Consider the following 20,717-nt stretch of genomic DNA (forward strand, 5'->3'; position numbering starts at 1 on the left):
AGTGCTCGCACGTACCGTGTCCGGGTGAGCGAGCACCGGTGGGCCCCACCCGAACACCAGGACGTCCCGATCTACGCCGCCGAGTCCCTCCCCCTCGACGCCATCGGCGACCCCGAGACCGTCGACCCACCCCAACCCGTCACCGTCCACGACCTCACCTTCGAGGAGATCGGAGCGCTCGCCGAGGTGAAGGCGTTCGCGGTCGCCCGGTCTGACGTCGCCGTGTTCGTGGAGATCGCCTGGCAGGGCCGGTTGCAGCGTGCCTGGGTGCCGCGCGACACCGTCACCGTCCGCAAGCTCAAGCCGCGCGCCTGATGGCCGGCCGGCGGCGCGACCTGTGGCGGCTCGTCGACGCGTACTCGCTGCCCGAGGCAGCGCGCGGCGGTCCCGAGGTCGACCTCCCACAGCCGGACCCTGTGCTGGCCTGGGTGCAGTTCGCCGACCGGCTCCTCGAGGTCGAGGGTCGCGTGCTCGCGTACACGGAGCGCGCGGTGCTCGTCGAGTGGGGCCACGGGCAGGGCGCTGACGCCGCGTGGGTGTGGCGCGACGCTGTCCGGCCGCGAGCAGCGAGCCCGATTTAGTACGGTGCGCGGGACCCGTCGCCGTGTCAGCATCGGGGGCATGAAGGTACCCACGTACGTACGAGTCGTTCCCGCTGGCCCTGGAATCTGGGAGGTGACGCACGACTACGTAGGTCCTGGGTGGCACAGCGGGCAGTGGTTCGACTCGATCGAAGGCGCGGAGCAGCATGCCGCGGACGTCCGCGCCGAGTTCGAGCCGCCGTCGCGTTGGGAGCTCTGACCCCCGTGAACGACGAATAGCGCCCCGCCACCCTCGGATGAGGGGGCGGGGCGCATCGTGAGCGTCGCTTAGGATCAGCAGATCATGGGGAACGGATTCGTAGCCTGGTTCAGCCGGTCGTACAAGGGCATCATCGTCGTGTTGCTCGCCATCATGGCCGCCGCGCTCGTCGCGCTCGCCATGCAGCACGTGAGCTCCTCGCAAGCCGCCTCCGGTCGAGCACCCCGCCCCGCCCCAACGTTCTCATCCACCGCCACCGTCGAGCGCTTCGCGGTGGTCGGGGACAGCGTCACCGCAGCGAACAGCCCCGACATCGACAACGGCCAGGCAGGCGACGCATCCTGGGCCTACTACGCGAACCGAGACGGAGCACGCCTCGTCGGCGGTTGGGCGCTCGGAGGAGCCACCACCGAAGCCATGAACGCCGCGGTGAAGCCCTACCAGGCAGACACTCTCGTGATCCTCGCCGGGACGAACGACAGCGGACAGGGCGTGCCTTTCGACACGACCGCGGCGAACCTCCGCAGCATCGTCGACAAGGCCGGAATTGACCGCGTCATCGTGTCCTCGATCCCGCCGCGGAACGCCGCTCCCGCGACGGCCGCCGCCTACAACACGAAGCTCAAGCAGCTCTCCGAGAGCGCGGGTTGGACGTTCGTCGACGCTGCCGCTGCGCTCCGCGAAGGAGACACCTACCGCGACGGATTCACCGCCGATGGCATCCACCCCACCGCCGAGGGCGCGAAGGCCCTCGGCGGTGCACTGCACGACGCCATCGTCAACTGACGACGGGCACTACCCTGAACCCGAACTCCGCGACGTCCATCGGTCCCGACGTCACGGTGTACACCTGCGCGGCGGTCACCCCGGTCGGCACGACGAACCGCATGCTCACGAGCTGCCAGTCGGGCTGCGCGGCGACCACCGAGTCCAGCGGCTTCGCCTTGTAGTTGATCCCCGAACCGGTCAGGGCGATCTCGATGCCGTGCGACAGCGCGCTCGATGACCTCACGAGCGCCGTGAATTCCACGGTGCTCCCCGCCGTCACGGGCTGTGACGGCGTCACGTACATGATGTTCGAGCCGCCGGCCGAGTTGGGCTGGAAACGGTACGCGTTTCCGCGGACAGCGGGGTCAGTGAACACGCCCGCGTCCTTCGCCGGTACCGCATTGGTGCCGGTCGCGAACCCGGTCGGAGCGACAGCCCGGTTCGTGATCTCCGGTGTGCCGGTGCTCGAGACGAACGAACCGTCGTCGGTGAAGGACGTCGCGCTGTTCGCGGTCTCGTTGATGAGGAACCAGTTCGAGTCCGCGGGGCCCTTGCGGTACACGCGGTAGCAACGGTTCGCGACGTTCGTCCAGGTGAGGACGATTTGACCTGCCGCCGAGAGCGTTGCAGATGCGGCGGCGGACGGTGTGGACTCGCCGTAGACGGACACCGTGGAGACCTTGTAGGAGTATGCCCCCGCGGCGAGCGCCCCGGTCCCGGCCGTCGCCGCGGCTGACGGTGATGGTGCCGAGGACGCCGATCCGAGCGTCGTCATGAATCCGTTCGGCAGCAGGTCGGCTCCGTTGAATGCTGCTCGAGCGACCACAGGAGCCCCGTACTCGTCTGCGAGGGCCGCCCAGGCGAACGCCCCGATGATGCCTGTCGCGCCGCCGGCCACGGGATGCGTGAGGTCGCCCGACACCCACGCTGCCGGCCATCCGCCGGTCGCGGGGTCAGCGAGCCGGTCGAACGGGATCAGGCGGATCCGGTTCACCCTGCAGTACTCGCGGAGCCAGTTGTTCCAGGCCTCGCCTGTTGCCGCGCGGCCCGCCGGAACGCTCTCCCCGTTCGGGTAGATCGTGCCCAGCACGGGCACAGCGCCGATGCCGCGCACCTTCGCGACGAGCGCCTTGATGTTCGCCTGCCACGTTGCGATCGCGACACCCTGACCGACGTCGTTCGTGCCCCCGACGATCACGACGACGGACGGGGCGTACGGCGTGACGTCGGTGTCGAACCGGGCCAGCATGCCGGCGGTGGTGTTGCCGCCGACGCCTGCGTTCCGTGCGATGCGGATCCGCCCTTGCGAGGCGAGCATCATGTGCGTCGGCCAGGCGCGGCCCTGGTTCTGGATGCCGGTACCTTCGGTCGACACTGCGCCGATGGTGATCGAGTCCCCGAGGAAGGCGGTGCTGTGGCTAAGCAGCGAGCGTTCCGCAAGGAGACCCGTAGAGGCACCAACGGCTGCGCCCTCGGGCGTTTCCGGGTCAGCGATGTTCGCTGCGATCCGCTGCCGCTCAGCAAGCGGGAGCTGGTGAGATTCAGAGTCGACTAGGGGGATCTGGGGTGTACCCATCAGGAGCCTTTCTCGGAGGGCGGTTCAGCGACGCTTGCGGCCGATTCGGACGGTGACTTCCGGACCTCGGCGGCGTTCGATGAGGAGGACGGTGAGCTGGAGAGCCTGGACGAGTGCGATGGCCGTGTAGAGGGTCAGGGCGAGCCAGCCGAGACCGTCGCCGGAGCTCGGTGCGGGGTTCGTGTTGAGCGAGGCGACGATGCGGCGCAGGGATGCGAAGAGCACGACCGCGGGCAGGGAGCCGAAGTTCAGGAAGAACGACACCCCGAGCAGCGATCGGTACCACGGCGAGCCGAACCCGTAGATCGCGAACGTCAGCAGCGCGAGCGCCGCGGCGATGTAGGCCGGCAGGTTGGCCCAGGTGTTGAGGACCGCGTCCATCAGTGTTCTCCTCGTACGATGCGGCGCACCTTGTCGGTGTAGTGGTTCTGCTGGCGGCTCTCACGGATCGCGGCGAGGGGGCCGGTCCGGACGTAGTCGAGGAGGGCGTCGATCCGCTTCGAGGCGGAGCGTGCTTCCTCGCGGGCGCGGCGGGCCTCTTCCCGCCCGGCGGTCTGCTCGTTCATGGGGTGGTCTCCGCAGCTGCGTCGATGGATCCCAGCAGGTGTGTGGTGAGTCCGCCAACTTCGACGGCGAACTCGCGGTAGCCCTCTTCCGCCTTCTCGCGGGCGTCGCGTTCTTCGGCGGCGGTCTGCTTCCACTCGTCGCGGGAGGCGGTCATCGCGGCGTAGCGGTCGTCCTTCTCGCGGAGGACGGCGGCGTGGTAGGTCTGCAGGTCTTCGATGCGGGCGCGGTGATCGGCGATCGTGAGGATGCGCCTGGTCGCGAACAGGGCGACGATCAGTGCGAGCCCGGAGCCCTGGATGATGTCGGACACGGACAGGGTGCCGGACACCCAGCTCCAGAAGCCGTCGGGGGTGGTGTCGGGGGTGGACACGGTCGATGCGAGGAGCCAGTGCATGAGGCCCACCCCCGGGGAGTTCGTCACGGATCAGGACCTCAGCTGGCGGGCACGTTCGCGGGTTCGGTGCGGAGGATCGCGGGGTCACCGTCGGACACCTTGCGCGGGTCGACGACAGTGACCGTCGACAGGACGCTCGAGCTTGTGGTGATCGCGGCTACCTTCGCGGCGTCGACGCGGATCTGCACGCCGACCTCCGTCGCGACCGCCTTGAGCGCGGCGGTGAGGAACAGGATCAGCGTCGCCGTGGTGAAGTGTCCGTCGGGGATCGTCGCGATCAGCGCGGACGCGATCGCGCCGACGATCGCGGCTCCGGTCTTCCATCGGCCCGCCCACCGACCGTCGACGAGCGGCAGCCAGAACGCGGCTCCGGTCGTCGCGACGAGGATGACGAGCTGCAGGATGGTCTGCCAGCCGAGCAGGGCGGCTCCGGATGCGCGGGCGGCGTCGAGGACGCCGAGGATCGCGATGCCGAGCGGGAGCAGGGCGGTGGTGTAGCGCTGGAACATGGCAGGCCTCCTAGGCGTGCAGGGCCGCGCCGAACGCGGCCAGGTTGTCGGTGAGGGAGACGGTGGTGTCGTAGCCGCGCTTGCCGAGCTTCCACACCTGCGCCGCGAGTCCCTCCGCGGTCAGCGGGACGAGGAGCACCCGGTTGAACGAGAGGTAGACGGTGCCGTCACCGTGAGCGTCCTTCACGAGCTCGTACGTGTCCGGGCGGGCCGAGACGTCGATGCCGAACGCGGTGAGGCTGCGCACGACCTGCACCTGTGCGGCAGCCTCGCCGAACTGCTTCCCGACCCAGTACGCGACGTCCGCGAAGTCCGCCGCCGACAGGGGACGGCGCTCCATCCGGTCCCGGGCCATCCACACCGTGCCGGACGTGTCCCCGTCCTGCTTGACGAGCTCGATGATGGGCATGTCGTCCTCCTGGACGCTCGAGGCCGCCGGGCGGCCGGTGATGGTGTTCGTGATCGCCCCGGACGAGGCGGCCGGGCGCACGAGCGCCGCGGTGAGGGTGACGCGCTTCGTGACGCGGGCGGCGGCCCACTCCTGGTGCCAGGGCTCCCCGAAGCCGGTACCGGTGTTCTTCCACCCGTACTTCGCGGACACGCGAACCCACACCTCGTGGTTGCTCGAGGTGAACGACGTGTCGATGCCGGACCAGAGGTCGACCGCGACCGCGCTCCCGTGCGGGCTCGTGCCCGGCACCGCGGCGGTCGCGGCCCCGGCGTTCTTCGCCCACCGCTTGCCGTTCCACCAGACGCCGCCGGAGGAGACGACGTGGTAGCGGGCGTTGAAGTAGTCGATCTGCGTCGCGAGCGGTCGGTACCCCTCGGCGAGGACGAGCCGCTGCCCGGTCTCCTGCCGGAACTCCGCCGCCGAGGCGAGGAGGTACGGCAGCACCGCGACGGCGACGCGCTGCACCCCGATCGTGGTGATGTCCGCGGTGTTCGGGACAATGACGAGCTCGGCGCTGGTCAGTTGACCGTTGGCGCTCATGGCTGCTCCTTCCCCGGCAGGCCGAGGTGCTGCTCGATGGTGGACAGGCGCGCTTCTTGGGCCTGGATGACGGGCAGCAGCGCGAGGGCGAGCAGCTCGTAGTGCACGCCGGCGAGCGCGCCGGTTTCGTCGCGGAAGATGAACTCTTCGAGGCCGAGTTCGTCGAGGTCGTCGGCGATGACACCGAGCATGGTGGCGACTTGGTAGTCGTCGTCGTGGTCGGGGTCGTCTTCTGGGAGTGCTGCTCGGCGGTCGCGTTCGGTGAACTCGGCCTTGTACTGGTAGAGAGAGGGGACGATGCGGAGGAGCACGTCGGTGTCGGGCTGCCAGGGGCGGATGTTGGTCTTCACGGCTCGGGGTGATGGGGAGAAGCCGAAGTTCCCGCCGGCGTCGATGTAGACGGCCTTGTAGGAGGAGGTCAGCTGTCGGCCGTAGACGCCGGTGGAGTTGAGTGCGGAGGGGAAGGTGCCGGCGTCGCCGGTCACTGCTCCTGTCGCGGTGACGCCACCGCTGACTTCGAGGTCGCCACCGACGGTGAAGCCGCTGGCGGTGGTGCCGCCGGCGGTGATGTCGGACGCTGCGTGCTTGTGTCCGAGGGGCGAGTACGTCGCCGTCGCGTCGGTCTTGAGCAGGTACGAGCCGAGGAGTGCGGTGATGCGGTCCGCGGAGCCCTGCACGATCGGGATGACGGTCGGGACGATGCTGGCGACGAACTCGCGGATCGCGGCGCGCACCGGGGCGGTGAGGGTGAGTCCGAGGTTCTGCTCGTCGGACTGCGGGGACCGGAACGGCATGCGGGCTCCTTACTGCGCGATGATCGGCGCGATGAGGTCGACGTCGGCGAGGGTGAGCTCCCAGCCGACGGCGCGGGCGGTGCCGCGGAAGCCGTTCGAGAACCGGGGGGTGGTGATGTCCCACCCGATCGTGTCGCCGATCGACCAGTCGACGCCGAGCCGTGGTGCGTCCTCGACGTCGGCGGTGAGGGTCAGCGCGTTCACGCCGCCGCCGATGATCGCCGCCTCACTGGTTGCGTGCTGCTGCAACGTCGCGACGTCGGTGATCGACGTGGACGGGGTGAACCGCCACTCGAGCGTGGGCCGTGACGAGTCCGCGACGACGACGTGTGTCGACTGGGGTCGGCTGTCGGCGCTGGCGGTGGAGGTGGCGAGGATGTCGGTCGCGCCGCCCTGGGCGGTCCAGTCCTCCGAGTAGGTGAACTCGGTGAGGTTCCCCGGCATGTCGAACGTGGCGGCAGGGGCGAGCCCAGCGAGCGGGTCGACGCCGATGCGGGCCCCGACCTGCAGCACGGGCGTGATGAAACGCTGGCCGCCGACGTACTTCGACTCCCACGTCACCGTCCACTCCGGACCACCGATGACGCCCATGATCTCGGTCAGGACCGAGTAGACCGTCTTGTCGCTGATGTCGGTGTAGGTCCGGTCGCGCAGCGCCCCGGGGCCCCCGTCGAGGTTCAGCACCCGGAACGGGATGCCACCGTTGCTGCCGGCGGCGACGTACGCGGCGACGATCGCTGCGACGATCGCGTTCTGCCCGGTCTGGGTGAATGTCTTGTCGCCGATGAACCGTCGATCGAAGTACGCCTCGAGGGAGACGAGGTTCTGCAGGGAGAGCATCGGCGTCTCGTCGGCGACGCGCTTGCCGATGAGGTACCCCTGCACGGGCTGGTCGGTGACGTCGTCGAGGAGAACGAGGTAGGACGCGCCGCCCTGGGTGGCCCGCTCCCAGTTCTCCGGCGACGCGTTGTCCGGGCCCGGGTACGGCAGTGCCGCGGAGGTGGTGGTGAACGCGCCGATCGACGCGGACACCTTCCCGCAGCTCAGGTCCGGCAGGTCCGCGATGACGAGGCCCGTGCGCGCTTCGCAGGCGACCCACGTGTACGCCATCAGCCGCCGATCTTCGTGATCGTGATGATGCTGGTGAAGTTCGGGATGCCGCCGCCCTGCTTGAAGTAGACCGGCGAGAGCGTCGCAGTCGCGCCGGGGGGCACCACGAACGTCGCTGCGGTGTTGCCGGAGTCCTCCCCCGGGCCGAACGAGTTCCGGCCGATGTTGACGCCGCCCGCGCCCGAGAGTGTGAGGTTCAGCTGGATGAACGAGTCACGTCCAGACCCGGGGGTCGTCGTCGGCGAGTGCGTGCCCGACGCGGAAGCGACGTAGGTCCCGCTGGTGAGCGTGAACGCCGACCCCGCCACGGTGGCGAAGTCGTTGTTCACCGTCTGCGCTGCGACTGGGGTGATCGTTCCGATGCCGTACGGGCCGCCATCCGGGACGCCTGCGGAGAGGGTCGTGTAGGTCGCGGCGCGGGACTCCCCCGCGCCGGCGACCCACTTCTTCGTCCCCGACACGGTGCGCACCTCGAAGGTCTGCTCGGTGGCGAGGACGACGGCGCGCTGCCGCGGCGGGAACAACGCGGCGAGAGCGTCGGTCAGGTCGGCGAGCTGGTTCACAACGAGGGTGCCACCGGCGGCCAGGCAGTACGGCGCGACCCACGTCACGGTCGGGTTACCACCTCCGGACTTCGGGACGTTGACGCGTGCGATGGGGAACGAGCGCCCCGGAGCCGCAACGGAGGAACCGCTGTCGCCGGGGGCGAGCGGAGTCGACGCCGGCGCACCCTGGGTGTAGACGAACTGCACCTGCGGCACCGCGGAACCGTCGCTCTCGGACGGGTCAGACACCTGCACCGAGACCAGGTCGACCCGCGGGTTCGACTGGTCCTGGGTGAGGCCGGTCTTCACGGCGACGGCCGAGTCGGACGAGTACTCGTACCCGCCGGCCTCGGCGGCCGTCTGCGCGTCGATCGCGCCCGCATGCGGGGCGACCGTGACCGTGTTGTTCCCGACGGTCACCGTCGAGGTCGGGGTGCCGGGCCGGACACCGGAGTACAGCCCCAGCGGACGAGCGGCCGTCGCACCGCCGAGGGGAACGCCGACGCTCGTCTGCCGGAGGCCGCGACCCGCGACCGCCGGGACGCCGTTGGTCGCGTTCGCGGGCCAGATGGTGATCGCCACGAGGCGCTCCTATCTCCACGCCGGGGTGCCGGCGACGGTCAGTTGGGACGCCGCGTTGTACTGCGCGGCGGTGAAGGCGAAGGTGTTGGGTCCCGGGTCGAAGCCGAACCACCCGCGAGAGGTGATGTAGCCGGCACGCGAGGACTGGCCGTTGGCGTAGACCTGTCGCTTCTCCATGTCGATGTCGAGCCACTCGCCGGCGGCCAGCACGAGCGAGCTCGAGAACACGAGCCGATCGCCGGTACCGACGTGCGTCACGACTGGGCCGGTGCAGGGCCCGTCGATGCGAAGCCGAAGCGGGCCGGTGTCGTTGCCAGGGTTGGTCAGCGACACTTGCCCGGTGACGGTGACGGCGTCGATCGTGAGACCGGCGGGCGAGATGACGAGCCCGGTCGCCGTAGTGGGAACGGCGAGGTAGGTCGCGGTCGCCGGCGTGCCGTCTGCGTTCTGGAGGTCGTAGTACGCCGGATCGGAGGTCGGGCTGATCCTGAGTCCTGCGCTCATGGCTGCGGCCTGCGCCTGATCGGGCGAGGCGTAGTCCGCCGTGGCCGGGCCGGCGCTGTTGATGATGAGCCCGCCGGTGGTGGATGGCAGACGCGTCCGGTTGGAGACATCAGCGCCGAACTTCCGCCAGTCCGCACCGATCAGCTGGATCGAGTAGGTCGCGATCGTCGGCATCAGGTGCTTCGTGATGACGTCGTCGGACTGCCGCAGCCACGCGTATCGCGTGCGGCTCGCTTCGGTGACGAACAGCTGCGAGTCGGAGAGCGTCACTGCGGCGTTGAGTCGGTCGATCGCGTCGGAGAGGAGGTCCGCGGTAGGGGCGAAGATGCGACCCGAGAGCGACACGGACCGACCCGTCGCGAATGGGGTGCCGAGCAGCGAGCCGGACCGGCGGGCGCGCTGCGTCGCCCGGGTGGTCGACGATGTCGCCGACCACCCGTCGAGCGCCTGCAGTGACCAGTCGACGCCGTACTGGTCGATCCCTCCGAACACGATGCCGTTGAGACTCGCGGTCACCTGGTCGGGGAGGATCGGCATGGTCACGCTCCTAGTGCGTTGAGGCGGCGCACGACGGACATGGCCGCGGCGGTGGGGTCAGGGCTGACGATGTTGTTCTGCACGGTCCCGATGCGGGGCCCCACCTCCGTGGCCTGCGGGGGCGCGGCGAACCGCTGCACCTGCGGTGCGTACGAGACGGCCCCGCCGACGGCGTAGCGGGGAGCCTGCCCGCGCTGGATCGCCGCACGGAGGCCGTAGACCGCCGCCTGGCCGCCGAGCTTCTGCACGTCGCTCGCGGTGAGGACGTGCTCGCCGTTCGACAGCCACGCCGGGATCGAGTCCGACGTGCCGGTGCCGGGACCGTGGATCGCGCCGCCGGCAGCCTTCATGACGCCGAGGCCGTTGCCGGGCGTGCCGTCTCCGACGTTCACCCGGTTCGTGGTGATCGTGATCCGCTTCTCGTTCGGGATCGCGTTCAGGGTGTCGAGGACCGACTGCACACCGCGGCGAGCGACGTCGGTGGCTGCGTTGACCTGGGTCTGCCTGTCGGCCGGGAGCGCGTTGAGCTTCGCCTGGTACTCGGTGACCTTCTGGCCCGCCTGCGGCGCGGAGTTGGTGAAGTTGGTCGCCCACTGCTGCGGGGTGCCCATCACCTTGTTCGCGTAGTCCTCGGCTGCCTGCCCGGTGATGCCGTACGCGCCGAGCGCGTTGATCAGAGCCTGACGCCCCTCGGCGAGCTTGGCGGTCGCGACGTCCTGCGAGCCGGACTGCTCGAAGAGGGCCGCGGCGGAGGTCTTCGCGGCGGAGGCGATGCCGTCGATCGCTCCGGACGCGTTGCGGCCGGCCTCGGAGCCGAGGTCGAAGCTGGTCCTCGCCGCGTCGACCGCGCCCGTGTTCTCCTTCACGGAGGCAGTCGCGTCGTCGATCGCCTGCTGGAACTGCCGCTCGGCGTCGTTGACGTCGAGCTGCCCCTTGCCGAAGTTGCGGATCGCGTCGGCGAGGGAGCCGATGTCCTGCGTGCCCTGCTGCGCCTTGCCGGAGAGCTCGGCGAGCTTCTTCTGCTGCTCGTCGGTTGCTTCGGACATCAGCTTCGTCGCGAGCGCGCCCTTGCCCTGGGCGAGGTTGTAGAGCTCCTGGTCGGAGAGGTTCTTCCCCTGCGCGCCGGCGAGGTCGATGAGCTTCGCCTTGTAGTCGGGCATCTGCTCGAGCAGCTGCTCGACGGCGTCCTTCCCGCCGCCAGCTTCCTTCACGAACTCACGGAACTGGGCCGTGGCCCCCTTGAGGTCGGAGTCCGCCATCTGCGCGAGGCCCTGGCCGATCGCGCGGAAGGACGCCTCGAATCGCTTCGCGGTGTCGGACACGTGAGCGAGACCGAATGTCGCCCCGTCGAGGAACTTCCCCATGCCGATGCTGGTCTGGTTCGCGCCGCCGTTCAGCGCGGCGAGGGCGTCCTTGAGCCCGTTGGCCTTCACGCCGATCGCGTCGAACGCACCGCCGCCGCCGGTGAACTCCTTGTCGATGGCGGCCGGCGAGCTCGTCTTGAGGGCGGCGTTCAGGCTCGCGAGCTGGTCGACGGTCAGGTCGGTCTGGCTGCCGAGGTTCGTGAGGCCGCTGACGATCGCGGCGATCCCGATGAGGACCGCGCCACCCTTGCCGATGGTGAGCGCTAGGTTGCCCGCGGAGAGCTGCATCGCGGCCATGGCCGCTCGAGCGGCGGCGACCTTCGGGACGATGGTGAGGATGCCGCCGCCAAGGAGGCCGATCCCGGCGGTGAGCGCCGCGATGGCGAGGACGGTCGCCTGCACCCAGCCGGGCGCGTTCACGAACGCGTTGATCAGGTCGGAGAGGCCCTGCACCATGCCGCGGAGCTGCACGTTGGCCGCGGAGCCCGACTTGATCAGGCCGGCCTCGAAGGCGGACCCGAGCTTCTTGACGTCGCCGTTGAGGTTGTCCATCTTGCCGGACGCCTGCACGGCGGCGAAGCCGGTGTCGTCGACGCTGGTGATCCACCCCTGGATCCCGGACGCGCCGTTCTGGTACAGGACGTTGGCGGCGCGGATCGCGTCGTTGCCGAAGATCTGCGCGAGCGCCTGGTTCCGCTGCGCCTGGGTGAGGGACCCGAGCTGGTCGTGCAGGACGCCGGCGAGCTTCGTGATGCCGATGAACTGGCCGTTCGCGTCGTTCGTGACGATGCCGAGCTTCTGCATGAGCTCGGCGGACTGCTGGGAGGGGTTCGCGAGCTGGGTGAGCATCGTCTTGAACGAGGTACCGGCGTCGGAGCCGAGGAGACCTGCCTGCGCGAAGGCGGACAGGGTGCCGACGGTGTCGTCGACCGAGAGGCCGAACTGCGCGGCGACGAGGCCGGACTGGTTCAGGGCCATGCCGAGGTCTTCGACGGAACCGAGCGCCTTGTCCGCGCCGGCGGCGAGGAGGTCGGCGATGTGCGGCACCTCGGAGCCCTTGAGGCCGAACTGGGTCATCGCGATCGCGGCGATCTCGGTTGCCTTCGCGACGTCGAGCTGGCCGGCGGCGGCGAGGTTGAGCGCACCCTTGAGGCCACCGCCGAGGATGTCCTTGACGCTGACGCCGGCCTTGACGAGCTCGGTCTCAGCCTCCGCGACCTCGGTGGCCGAGAAGCCGATGCCCTGCCCCATGGTGAGGGCGGCGTTGCGGAGCTGGTCCATCTCGTACGCGGTCGCGTGGGAGAGGGACTTCACCTGCGACATCTGCGCGTCGAAGTCGGCGAACGACTTCACGGCGAGGACGACGAACCCGGCCGCGGCCGCGCCGACGCCGAGGAAGACCTTGCCGAGCTTCTCCATGGCCTCGGCCTGCTGGTGCGCGGCGTTGGCGGTGTCGTTGGTGGCGTTCTCGGCGTCGTGCATGCCCTGCACGTAGTTCGAGGACAGGGTCTGCAGGACTACGCGGACGATGCGATCGGCCATGGCGGGTCTCCCGTCGAGCGCTGTTGAGTTGTGGTGGTGGCGTCAGGTCTTCGGTGGTGTCCGTGCGACGCGTCTGACGGGGAAGAAGACGCCGTTCATGGGTGCGTCCGGGCCGACGAGCTCGCGGTACGCGTCCTCGGCGTCCTGCTGCGCCTTGCGGGCCTGGTCGATGACCGGCATGTCGCGGAGCGAGCCGTCGGGCATCCGGGTCGGGACGCCCGCGACGTAGCCGTACTCGGCCTCCGGGTTGGTCGGGTCGGCGAGCTCCGACACGACGTCTTCCATCGGGAAGCCGTGCGGTCCGAGGCTGTCGGTGTACCGCTGCAGCGCGAGGACGAGCGCACGGTCGGCGTCGTTCCACTCGGCCTCGCGCTCGACCTCGTGGCCGACGGTGCGGTTCCCCGTGCGGATGATGCGGTGGGTCTCGCGGGGCTCCCAACCCCAGAATCTCCGGGGGGAGATGCCGAGCATTACTGCGGCAGCGACATCCGCCCGGAGTCGTGGATTGCTGCCAATGCTTTTCCCGCGAGCTCGATCGCCTGCTGGGCGTCCGACTGGTTCAGCGCGTAGACGGTGTCGACGACGTTGCCGAACTCGTAGCCCGAGATCGTGTCGAAGAGGTCGTTCCACTCGGCCTCGGTGGGCGAGTACTCCTCGTCGCCGTCGACGATCACGCCCGAGACGATGGCGGCGGCGCGGGTGACGGCGTGGACGTTGTAGCCCCCGACGATCGTGTCGGCGATGACGTTCGGACGGGCCGGGTTCCGGAGGGTGAGCTCGGCCCACTCCTGTCCGGGGAGGCGGGTGAAGCGGATGACGATCAGCGCCGCGGCGTACTCGGCCTCGAGCGCGTCGATCTGCTGCTGCAGCTCGGCGGGGTCCCTGCCGGCCGCGAGGCGCGGGTCGTCGTTGTCGCGTGCGGCGTCGAGCTCGTCGGAGAGCTCCTTGCGGCGCGCTTCGACGGCGGAGTCGAGGGCGACGGTGACGTCGCGGGTGGGCCGCGGTGCGCTCTTCGCGGCGGCGAGCTTGTCGGTGAAGGCCATGAGAGTCCCATCTCTTCCCCATCGGTGGTGACCCGGCCGGACGCCGATGGGGGAAGCGTCCGGCCGGGAGTGGGCTACGCGGCGAGCAGCGGCACGTTCCGCTTGGCGAGCGCCTGCGGGTACATGGCCTGGGTGCGGGTGAACTTCGCGTTCGCGCTGTAGGCGTCGTTCTGCTTCTGGCCGCACTTGACGGGGAAGTAGTCGAACTTGTCGCCGGCGGCGAGGGCCTGGTCGTGCGGCACGGCTCGGCGGACGGCGTAGACGACGGTCGCGCCGGGGACGAGCAGCGGGTCGGCGACGTCGTTCGCGGAGCCGAAGACGTACCGGACGGTGAGGTCTTCGGTGACACGTCCGGGCTGCGCGAGAACGCCGACGAGCGCGAGGCGGTCGTCGGTGACGGTGTCCTCCTTCACGCCCTCCTTGAAGCCGTCGGTCGTGAGCGCGTAGGTGACGTCGACAGCGGTCGCCTTGGCGAGGTCCGAGACCTTGACGGTGGTGAGGTCCGTCGGGAGGTTGCTCGCGAGCGAGCAGAGGATGAGCAGGTTGGAGTCCATGCCGACGGACGGCTGGACCGTGGTGTTGATACCCATGTGGGCTCCTTGGTGTCAGTGCCGCGGCGCGGCTGGTGGGGGTCAGGCGGGGTCGGAGTGGAACGAGTACTCGAGGGTCTGGAACCACATCGGTGGGCTCGAGTCGGGGTCGCGCTGCACCGGGCCGACGTAGTCCCGCATCAGCGGCGTCGTGACCCGGTCGGAAACGGTGAGGACGACGCCGAAGCCGCGCGGCCGGAGCATGCGATCGACGCGCTCCGCGGCGCGGCGAGCCTGCTCGGGGGTGGAGCCGACGCACTGGAACGTGGTCGAGGGCTGCCGGTGCACCTGCGGGCCCGCGAGGCGCTGGACCGTGTCCACGTCCGCACCGGGCTGCACGACGACGTACCAGGTCGCCGAGATCGGCTTGTCGTCCGCGCGCTCAGCGATGCTGTCGAAGAGCCGGTCCGGCTTCGCCAGCTCGACGTCGCTCCGGAGGAGCTCGAGCAGGGCGGCGTCGTCAGCGAGGCTCACAGGCCGGCCTCCCCAAGTGCGTCGTCGATCGCGCGCTGGATGCCGAGCTCGAAGTCGTCGGCGTTGTCGGCCAGCGCCTTCGGGATGCGCTTCTTCCCGGGCGTCTTGCTGGTTCCCTCGTCGACGAGGCCGACGACGGAGCCCTGCCCGCCGAGGACCGGACCGATCTCGGCCTCAAGCTGGCCGCCGTACTGGTTCGAGCCGGTGCCCTTGATGTCGTAGGAGATCGACCCGCCGGCGTGCGGCAGGTTGCGGGAGCCGTCGTAGTCGGACTTGATCTGGTCCTTGATCTTCCGCGAGGTGATCTCGATCGCCTGGCGGAGTTTCGGGCCGGTGCCGCCGGGCACCTGCCCGAGATTGCGGGCGAGGCGGAAGAGGTCATCGTCAGCCATCGGTGACCTCCACGGGGAATCGTCGGGCGGTCGCGTCCGCCGAGCGGAACGGGGCCTTCACGGTCGCCACGGTGCCGGGCAGTGCCGGGTCCGTGGCGGAGCTGGTGATGCGGACCTGCATGCCCGCCCGGACGGCGGTAGAGGTGTCGATCGGGAGCGAGAGGGTGGCGAGCTGGCTGACGAGGAGCTGGCCGGCGACCTCGGCGTCGTGCGCCTGGACGTTGCCCGCCTTGTACCGGCAGGGGCCGTCGTAGACGGGTTCGAAGACCGTCGGGTAGTCGTCGGTGTCCGGGTCGATCGGGCCGCGCGTGACGGTGCCGACCTGGCAGCGGTCGGTCATCAGCCGTTCGGCCTGCCGGCGTCCCATCGCGAGGATGCCGGCGGTGAGCGTCATCGGGTCCCTCCGACGTTCACCGTGTTGCCCCACTGCTCGCGGAGCCGGTCCTTGTTCGCGGCGGTGAGCTCCATGCCGGTCGAGGCCCCGCCGTCGGCGAACGCCGCACGGAAGTCGTCGATCCCGACCGAGGACAGGCCGCCGGCGGTGAGGCCGAGGTTCATCTCGATGGTGGTGAGGGTCTGGGACACGAGCACGCACGCCCAGCGGGCGAGGCTGTCCGGGGCGGTGGCGTACCCGTAGGTGAAGGTGATCTCCACGGGGCCGTCACCGTCGACCCGGACGATTCCAGGCCGCCAGTCGTACGGCACCGGCTTCCCGCCGCGGGTGACGGTGGTGACGGCGGTGACGGGCTGCTGGGGCAGGTCCACCCACCCGTTGTCCGGCCACGCGGTGAACGTGGTCGTGCGGGGTGGGTAGATCTGCTGGCCGATCACGTCGTCCCGGAGGTAGGTGGACGCGTCCTCGAGCAGCTGCTTGATCTGCGGCTTCTGCTCGTCGGTGAAGACGCGGCCGAGCCGGATGCCGAGATCCTCGACTGATGCGAACGCGTCCACCTGTCCTCCTAGGACTTGTCGGTGTCCGTCTGGCGGGCGCGGGTGCGCTTCGCCGGCGGCTTGGTGTCGTGCAGGATGTCCTGCGCCTCGTCGGTGGCGGGGCCCGTCTCGGGCTCCCCCTCCTTGACGGGGCCGGACTGCTCGCCGGAGGCGGGCTCGGTGCCGCCCTCCGGGTCGGGCTCGCCGTCACCCTCGCCCTCGCCCTCGGAGGGGCCGGGCGGGACCAGCTCGAAGGCGATCAGGGCCTCAAGCGCGGTGACGCGGTCCTCGAGCAGCCCGAGGCGGTCCTCGTCGCTCGCGGCGACGCCGGTGGCCGTGGCCTCGACGTCGTCCGGGTCGACGGGCGCGAGGTGGCCGGCGGCGATCATGCTCGTCGCGACGGTGTCCTCGAGCTCGAACTCCGTTCCGGAGTCTCCGACGACGCGCATCAGGCGGTCGCCGTCCCGGTGTAGACCTGCACGCCCTTCGGACGCACGACCTTGCCGCCGTAGACGTGCAGACCGCGGACGCGGTCGGCGAACCGGTCGGTGGCCCGCATGCCCTCGGTCTCCTGGATCTGGGAGACGAACGCGGCGGCGTCCTGGTGGAACGCGATCGCCTGCGGGTAGTTCTGCTCCGGCGCGAAGTTCGACACGACCGAGCGGAACCCGAGGAGACCACCGATGGTCGCGTTGCGCAGACCCTGGTTGTCGCCGCTGGTGTCGACCGAGGTGAGCTTCGAGTCGTTCGAGAGCAGGAGCGCCTCGAACTCGGCGTTCACGACGAGGATGCGGTTGCCGGCAGGGGCCTTGGCCTTGTTCAGGCCCTTCCGCAGGTCGCGGACGGCGTTGAACGCGGTCGCCGGGTCGTTGACCCGGGTGATGCCGCTCGCGGCGGTGCCCTGGGCGACGAGGAGCGCGAAGAGGAACTTCTCGGTGTCCTCGTTCAGCGCGGTCCCCGCAGCGCCGGTGTAGGCCTCGAGGGAGCCGGCCGCCTGGGCGCGGTCGATGTCGTCGACGTAGAAGTCGAAGTTCTTCTCCTGGTCGACGGCGAGGTCGAGGCCGGTGTCCGAGATCGGGTCGGCCGACGTGGTGCGGTTGTTGGCCTTGTAGTCTTGATCGACGGCGGGACGATGCCGGTGATGTGGACCGTGTTGCCGGAGCGGAGCTCGCCCTCGTACTGACGGTTGAGCAGGTTGGCGAGGATGGTCTGGTCGGACCACTGCTCGAGCAGCGACGCGGACCACACCTCGGGGATGAAGTGGCTGATACCCATGGTGGGTACCCCTTTCAGGAAGAGACGCCCAGGACCTTGTTGAGGCGGCCGTCGCGGCGGGCCTCGTTGATCTGGGCGGGGGACATGGACTTGAGCTCGGTCTCGGTGACCTGGGGCTTGGGCTTCTCGCCGCGGTTGCCCTGGCCGGCGTCGCCCTGGAACCGCGACTGCGGTTCAGCCGCGAGATGCGGCTTGCGGGTGAGGAGGTCGTCGATCGCCTCGCCGAGCGCTTCGGCGTCGACCGTTCCGTCCTCGGACACCTGGAAGTCGGACAGCTTGAGGTACAGCGAGGCGTCGGAGGGGTCGGCGAGCTTGCCCTTCGCTGCGGCGCGGAGTTCCGCGCCGACGAGGAGCTCGTTGAACCGCTTCGTGGCTGCCGTCTCGCCGTCCTTGCGGGCCTTGTCCAGCTCCTGCTCCTCCGCGGTCTTGCCCGCGTTGTCGCGTTCGGCCTGCAGGGTCGCCAGCTGGTCCTTGAGGCTCTGCAGCTCCTGACGGGCGGCGTTGCGCTGCCCCTTCATGCTGTCGAGGGCCTTCTTGCCCGCGTCGCCGAGCTGGTCAGCACCGTCGATGACCTCGGTGGTGGTCGTCGTGGTGGTGTCCGTCGCCGTCGTGTCGGTGGTGGTGTCCGTGGTGGTGTCGGTCGAATCCGTCATAGGAGTTGCTCCCTGGTGGTGGTGGCCGCCGTGCGCGGCTGTGCGTCCCGCCGGCGGCGGGAAGATCAGATGTGGATGTCGAGCAGCCGCGCGAGGGTGCGGATCGACTCGGGGGTGCGGTCGCGGTTCGCGCGGAGCTTGTTGACCTCGGCCTCGTACTGCTCGCGGATGCTCTGCAGCTGCCGGTCGGTGATCTGCTCGGGGCGGACGTACTTGTCGGCGGAGTTCGCGCCGATTGACCGGGGGAAGACGCCGGTCTTGGCGACGTCGTAGCGGACCTTCGCGTCGTAGAGGCGGCGCTCGGCGGCGGTCATCGTGTACCGGTTCAGCGGGTCGCGGACGCCGGACTGGCGGGCGGCGACGACGGCGTCGGACGCGGCGCGTGCCTTGCCGCCCTTGCCGAACTGCCCGAAGCCCTCGCGCTGGCCGAGGATGTTGCCGCCGCGGACCTGCGGGCCGGTGATGTAGCCCTCCCGCTCGAGCAGCTTGATCGCGTTCGTGCGGGTGCCGGCGACGCGGAAGATGTCGTCGGGTGTCATCCGGTGCGGGGTGCCGAACTTCCGGGCCGACTTCGCAGTCGCGAGGCCGCGGGTGTTGATGTTCACCACGCGGTAGATGTCGGCACCCTCGGTGATCGCTCGGGCGTTGGACTTCCCGAAGATCCGGTACTGCTCCTCGGTGCTGAGGGAGTGGAAGTACTCGTACGGGTCGGTGCGGTAGTCACCGGCGGTGTCCTCGCTGGCGGGGATGTGCCGGCAGTCGCAGCGGGGGTGCCGCTGGAAGCCCTGGTTCCACCGGAACCACTTGCCGGCGAGGATGACGCAACGGTCGCACGAGGGCGGGTTGAGCATGCGGACGTAGCCCGTAATCGCGGGGCGCTGTGCGATGTCGGCGGCGACGACGCCGCGGCCGGTGTCGGCCATCACGGTGAGGGTGGTCCCCGTGACCCAGGACTGCGCCGCGGTGAGCGCCTGCGCGACGGTCAGGCCGCGGGCGACGGCCTGCTTCGCCCGGATGGTGGTCTGGTCGAAGAGGGTGCCCACGTCGCGGCCGTCGGGTGCGGTAGCGAGGAACCCGGCGGTGTCGATGACACCCACCGGGTCCCCGCGCTGCCCGGTCTCGTCGAGCACCGCGGGGATGTACGACACCGCGGACGCCGCGGCCGCGGCGCGGCCGGTGGCGATCAGCGACAGCAGGTCCGGCCGGAGCCGCGACCACGACGAGTCGAAGTCGCCCGTGAAGCGTCGGCGCAGCAGCCGGTTAGCTGCTGAGGCCGTCGTGGCCGCGATCTGCTGTTGCGTTCGGTAGTACGTCTCCGCTGCCGCCGGTGTCGCCAAGCTCACTCAGCTCCCTCGTCGCGCGCTCGAGCTGCGGGTCGAACGCTTCCTGCTCGACCATCGCCATGACGCGGGTGACTTCCTCCGGGGGCAGCCCGTCGAGCTCCATGAGGTACTCGAGCGGGTAGCCCATCTGCTTCTTCTTGACCAGGGCGTCGGCGAGCTGCGACTCGGACCGGATCTCGGGGTTCATCCACGAGATCGTCGCCAGGGACGCGGCATCGGCGAGGCCCTGGTCGTTGAGGACCAGGGCGATCAGCCGGTACATGCGGCGAAGCGCGGGCGCGGCGAACGTCTGGAACTCGAGAGTCTTCTTGACCAGGCCGATCTCCGAGGCCTTGAGGCCCTCACCGTTCACGTTCGACATGCCGGTCTTGGTGACCAGGTACGTCGGCGGGGTCCGGGTCTGCGCGGCGATGTGACCGACGGCGGTCTCGATGACGTCCGTGAAGACGTCGAGCTTCGCCGCCTCCCACGAGTCGATCGAGGTGTCCTTGCCCGACAGGTACAGCAGCCGCTTCTCGGCAAGCTCGCGCATGTCGACGGGCTTCTCGCCGATCTTCACGCCGTTGGCGTCGAGGATCGGCGTCATCGGGGGCCCCTGGTGCAGGACGACCCGGGCGGGCATGGAGGCGTAGTCGGCGGAGAGGAACAGGTACGCCCAGAGCAGGTTGATCGCGTCCTGCATCGCCATCACGCCGGCGATCTCGGACTTCGGGTCGCCGGCGAGCATGGGCCGGTTCGGCATCTCGACCACCGGCACCTCGCCGAGCGGGTTGTTCAGCGGCCAGGTGTCGTCGGAAGCGGGCTGCCACTGCTGCCAGGTGCCCTGCTCGGCGCGGCCGAGCTTGGCCTGCTGCGCCTGCGACCGGCGGGAGTCCTGCGGCTGGATGCGCGGCTTGCGGTACTTCCACAGCTTGTCGTCGGTGTAGAGGATCGCGTACTCGAAGTCGCCGTCGACCCACGCCTTGAGCGCGGCGACGGGGCGGCGGAGGTTCGACCAGTCGTACTCGATCTCGACGTTCGCGCCGTGCTCCCACGAGATGACGGGCTTGTCGTTCTTGTCGCCCCAGACGATCACGTACGAGCGGGACGTGATGAGGGTGGAGAGCACGCCCTGCGAGGCCTGCATGTCCATCTCGTTGCGGCCCCACTCGGACCACAGCTTCCGTGCGCCGGCGCGGTCGTCGCCGAGCTTGATGCCGGTGTGCCGGATCCGCTCGCCCATCGCGTCGGCAACCGGGCCGCACCAGTTGTCGGAGAAGTCGGCGTAGCGGGACGCGTTCGCCTTCTTCCACTCCTCGGTCGCGAACGAGAGCGGCTGCTTGCCGGCGTAGTAGTCCTCGAGGGTCACGAACCCGCCGCGACGGGCCGCGAGGCGGGCGTAGATGGTGTTCGTGAGGGACAGGGCCGCTTCGGCGTCCATACGGCCTCCAACC

General features: G+C 69.8%; 26 protein-coding genes. 3 read left to right on the top strand and 23 right to left on the bottom strand.

Annotated elements, in window-relative coordinates; translation table 11 throughout:
- Positions 1-24: 24 nt before the first annotated feature.
- From QOL16_RS15055 to QOL16_RS15065, 3 genes are all read left to right on the top strand, one after another.
- Complete coding sequence (locus tag QOL16_RS15055) at positions 25-315, top strand: hypothetical protein (RefSeq protein ID WP_071284775.1); 291 nt, start codon at positions 25-27, stop codon at positions 313-315.
- Positions 315-581, top strand: coding sequence for a hypothetical protein (locus tag QOL16_RS15060; protein WP_071284776.1), 267 nt, complete (start codon positions 315-317; stop codon positions 579-581). Before QOL16_RS15055 ends, QOL16_RS15060 begins: the two co-directional genes overlap by 1 nt.
- 304 nt (positions 582-885) lie before the next feature.
- Positions 886-1,587 carry an SGNH/GDSL hydrolase family protein gene (locus QOL16_RS15065; RefSeq protein WP_071284777.1) on the top strand — a complete coding sequence of 234 codons (702 nt, stop codon included), beginning with the start codon at positions 886-888 and terminating at the stop codon, positions 1,585-1,587.
- On the opposite strand, the gene QOL16_RS15070 is transcribed toward QOL16_RS15065, so the two are convergent.
- From QOL16_RS15070 to QOL16_RS15180, 23 genes are all read right to left on the bottom strand, one after another.
- On the bottom strand, positions 1,580-3,145 hold the full coding sequence (locus tag QOL16_RS15070; RefSeq protein WP_083395043.1) for an SGNH/GDSL hydrolase family protein: 1,566 nt from the start codon (positions 3,143-3,145) through the stop codon (positions 1,580-1,582). The genes QOL16_RS15065 and QOL16_RS15070 overlap by 8 nt on opposite strands.
- A gap of 24 nt (positions 3,146-3,169) precedes the next feature.
- Positions 3,170-3,526, bottom strand: a complete 357-nt coding sequence (locus tag QOL16_RS15075) for a hypothetical protein (protein ID WP_071284779.1) — start codon at positions 3,524-3,526, stop codon at positions 3,170-3,172.
- Positions 3,526-3,711, bottom strand: coding sequence for a hypothetical protein (locus tag QOL16_RS15080; protein WP_071284780.1), 186 nt, complete (start codon positions 3,709-3,711; stop codon positions 3,526-3,528). Before QOL16_RS15080 ends, QOL16_RS15075 begins: the two co-directional genes overlap by 1 nt.
- Positions 3,708-4,133, bottom strand: a complete 426-nt coding sequence (locus tag QOL16_RS15085) for a hypothetical protein (protein WP_139266426.1) — start codon at positions 4,131-4,133, stop codon at positions 3,708-3,710. Before QOL16_RS15085 ends, QOL16_RS15080 begins: the two co-directional genes overlap by 4 nt.
- 11 nt (positions 4,134-4,144) lie before the next feature.
- Positions 4,145-4,615, bottom strand: a complete 471-nt coding sequence (locus tag QOL16_RS15090) for a hypothetical protein (RefSeq protein ID WP_071284782.1) — start codon at positions 4,613-4,615, stop codon at positions 4,145-4,147.
- 10 nt (positions 4,616-4,625) lie between these two features.
- Positions 4,626-5,606 (bottom strand): D-alanyl-D-alanine carboxypeptidase family protein, encoded by a 981-nt coding sequence (locus tag QOL16_RS15095; protein ID WP_071284783.1) that lies wholly within the window; start codon positions 5,604-5,606, stop codon positions 4,626-4,628.
- On the bottom strand, positions 5,603-6,400 hold the full coding sequence (locus QOL16_RS15100; RefSeq protein ID WP_071284784.1) for a hypothetical protein: 798 nt from the start codon (positions 6,398-6,400) through the stop codon (positions 5,603-5,605). Before QOL16_RS15100 ends, QOL16_RS15095 begins: the two co-directional genes overlap by 4 nt.
- Before the next feature lie 9 nt (positions 6,401-6,409).
- Positions 6,410-7,510: a hypothetical protein gene (locus QOL16_RS15105; protein WP_071284785.1), complete on the bottom strand. Its 1,101-nt coding sequence runs from the start codon at positions 7,508-7,510 to the stop codon at positions 6,410-6,412.
- A complete protein-coding gene (locus tag QOL16_RS15110; RefSeq protein ID WP_071284786.1) occupies positions 7,510-8,637 on the bottom strand; it encodes a hypothetical protein in 1,128 nt (375 codons plus the stop codon). Before QOL16_RS15110 ends, QOL16_RS15105 begins: the two co-directional genes overlap by 1 nt.
- Positions 8,638-8,646: 9 nt before the next feature.
- Positions 8,647-9,678 (bottom strand): phage tail family protein, encoded by a 1,032-nt coding sequence (locus tag QOL16_RS15115; protein ID WP_071284787.1) that lies wholly within the window; start codon positions 9,676-9,678, stop codon positions 8,647-8,649.
- 2 nt (positions 9,679-9,680) lie between these two features.
- Positions 9,681-12,584: a phage tail tape measure protein gene (locus QOL16_RS15120; protein WP_071284883.1), complete on the bottom strand. Its 2,904-nt coding sequence runs from the start codon at positions 12,582-12,584 to the stop codon at positions 9,681-9,683.
- A 42-nt stretch (positions 12,585-12,626) separates the two neighbouring features.
- Positions 12,627-13,055, bottom strand: coding sequence for a hypothetical protein (locus tag QOL16_RS15125; protein ID WP_071284882.1), 429 nt, complete (start codon positions 13,053-13,055; stop codon positions 12,627-12,629).
- Complete coding sequence (locus QOL16_RS15130) at positions 13,055-13,627, bottom strand: hypothetical protein (RefSeq protein WP_071284881.1); 573 nt, start codon at positions 13,625-13,627, stop codon at positions 13,055-13,057. The genes QOL16_RS15125 and QOL16_RS15130 overlap by 1 nt, the downstream gene beginning before the upstream one ends.
- 74 nt (positions 13,628-13,701) lie before the next feature.
- Positions 13,702-14,217 carry a hypothetical protein gene (locus QOL16_RS15135; protein WP_071284880.1) on the bottom strand — a complete coding sequence of 172 codons (516 nt, stop codon included), beginning with the start codon at positions 14,215-14,217 and terminating at the stop codon, positions 13,702-13,704.
- Between the two features lie 42 nt (positions 14,218-14,259).
- Positions 14,260-14,691, bottom strand: coding sequence for a hypothetical protein (locus tag QOL16_RS15140; RefSeq protein ID WP_071284879.1), 432 nt, complete (start codon positions 14,689-14,691; stop codon positions 14,260-14,262).
- Entirely contained in the window at positions 14,688-15,083 is a 396-nt protein-coding gene (locus QOL16_RS15145) for a hypothetical protein (RefSeq protein ID WP_071284878.1), read from the bottom strand. Before QOL16_RS15145 ends, QOL16_RS15140 begins: the two co-directional genes overlap by 4 nt.
- A complete protein-coding gene (locus QOL16_RS15150) occupies positions 15,076-15,477 on the bottom strand; it encodes a DUF6093 family protein (RefSeq protein ID WP_071284877.1) in 402 nt (133 codons plus the stop codon). Before QOL16_RS15150 ends, QOL16_RS15145 begins: the two co-directional genes overlap by 8 nt.
- Complete coding sequence (locus tag QOL16_RS15155) at positions 15,474-16,034, bottom strand: hypothetical protein (RefSeq protein ID WP_071284876.1); 561 nt, start codon at positions 16,032-16,034, stop codon at positions 15,474-15,476. The genes QOL16_RS15150 and QOL16_RS15155 overlap by 4 nt, the downstream gene beginning before the upstream one ends.
- 8 nt (positions 16,035-16,042) lie before the next feature.
- Positions 16,043-16,462, bottom strand: a complete 420-nt coding sequence (locus QOL16_RS15160; protein WP_071284875.1) for a hypothetical protein — start codon at positions 16,460-16,462, stop codon at positions 16,043-16,045.
- Positions 16,462-17,235, bottom strand: coding sequence for a P22 phage major capsid protein family protein (locus QOL16_RS15165; protein WP_217637636.1), 774 nt, complete (start codon positions 17,233-17,235; stop codon positions 16,462-16,464). The genes QOL16_RS15160 and QOL16_RS15165 overlap by 1 nt, the downstream gene beginning before the upstream one ends.
- A 67-nt stretch (positions 17,236-17,302) precedes the next feature.
- Positions 17,303-17,941: a hypothetical protein gene (locus QOL16_RS15170; protein ID WP_071284874.1), complete on the bottom strand. Its 639-nt coding sequence runs from the start codon at positions 17,939-17,941 to the stop codon at positions 17,303-17,305.
- A gap of 65 nt (positions 17,942-18,006) precedes the next feature.
- A complete protein-coding gene (locus QOL16_RS15175; RefSeq protein ID WP_139266443.1) occupies positions 18,007-19,284 on the bottom strand; it encodes a hypothetical protein in 1,278 nt (425 codons plus the stop codon).
- Positions 19,202-20,704: a phage portal protein gene (locus QOL16_RS15180; RefSeq protein ID WP_071284872.1), complete on the bottom strand. Its 1,503-nt coding sequence runs from the start codon at positions 20,702-20,704 to the stop codon at positions 19,202-19,204. Before QOL16_RS15180 ends, QOL16_RS15175 begins: the two co-directional genes overlap by 83 nt.
- Positions 20,705-20,717 lie beyond the last annotated feature (13 nt).

It is taken from the genome of Curtobacterium sp. MCBA15_004, from assembly GCF_001865055.2.
Taxonomy (GTDB): Bacteria; Actinomycetota; Actinomycetes; order Actinomycetales; family Microbacteriaceae; genus Curtobacterium.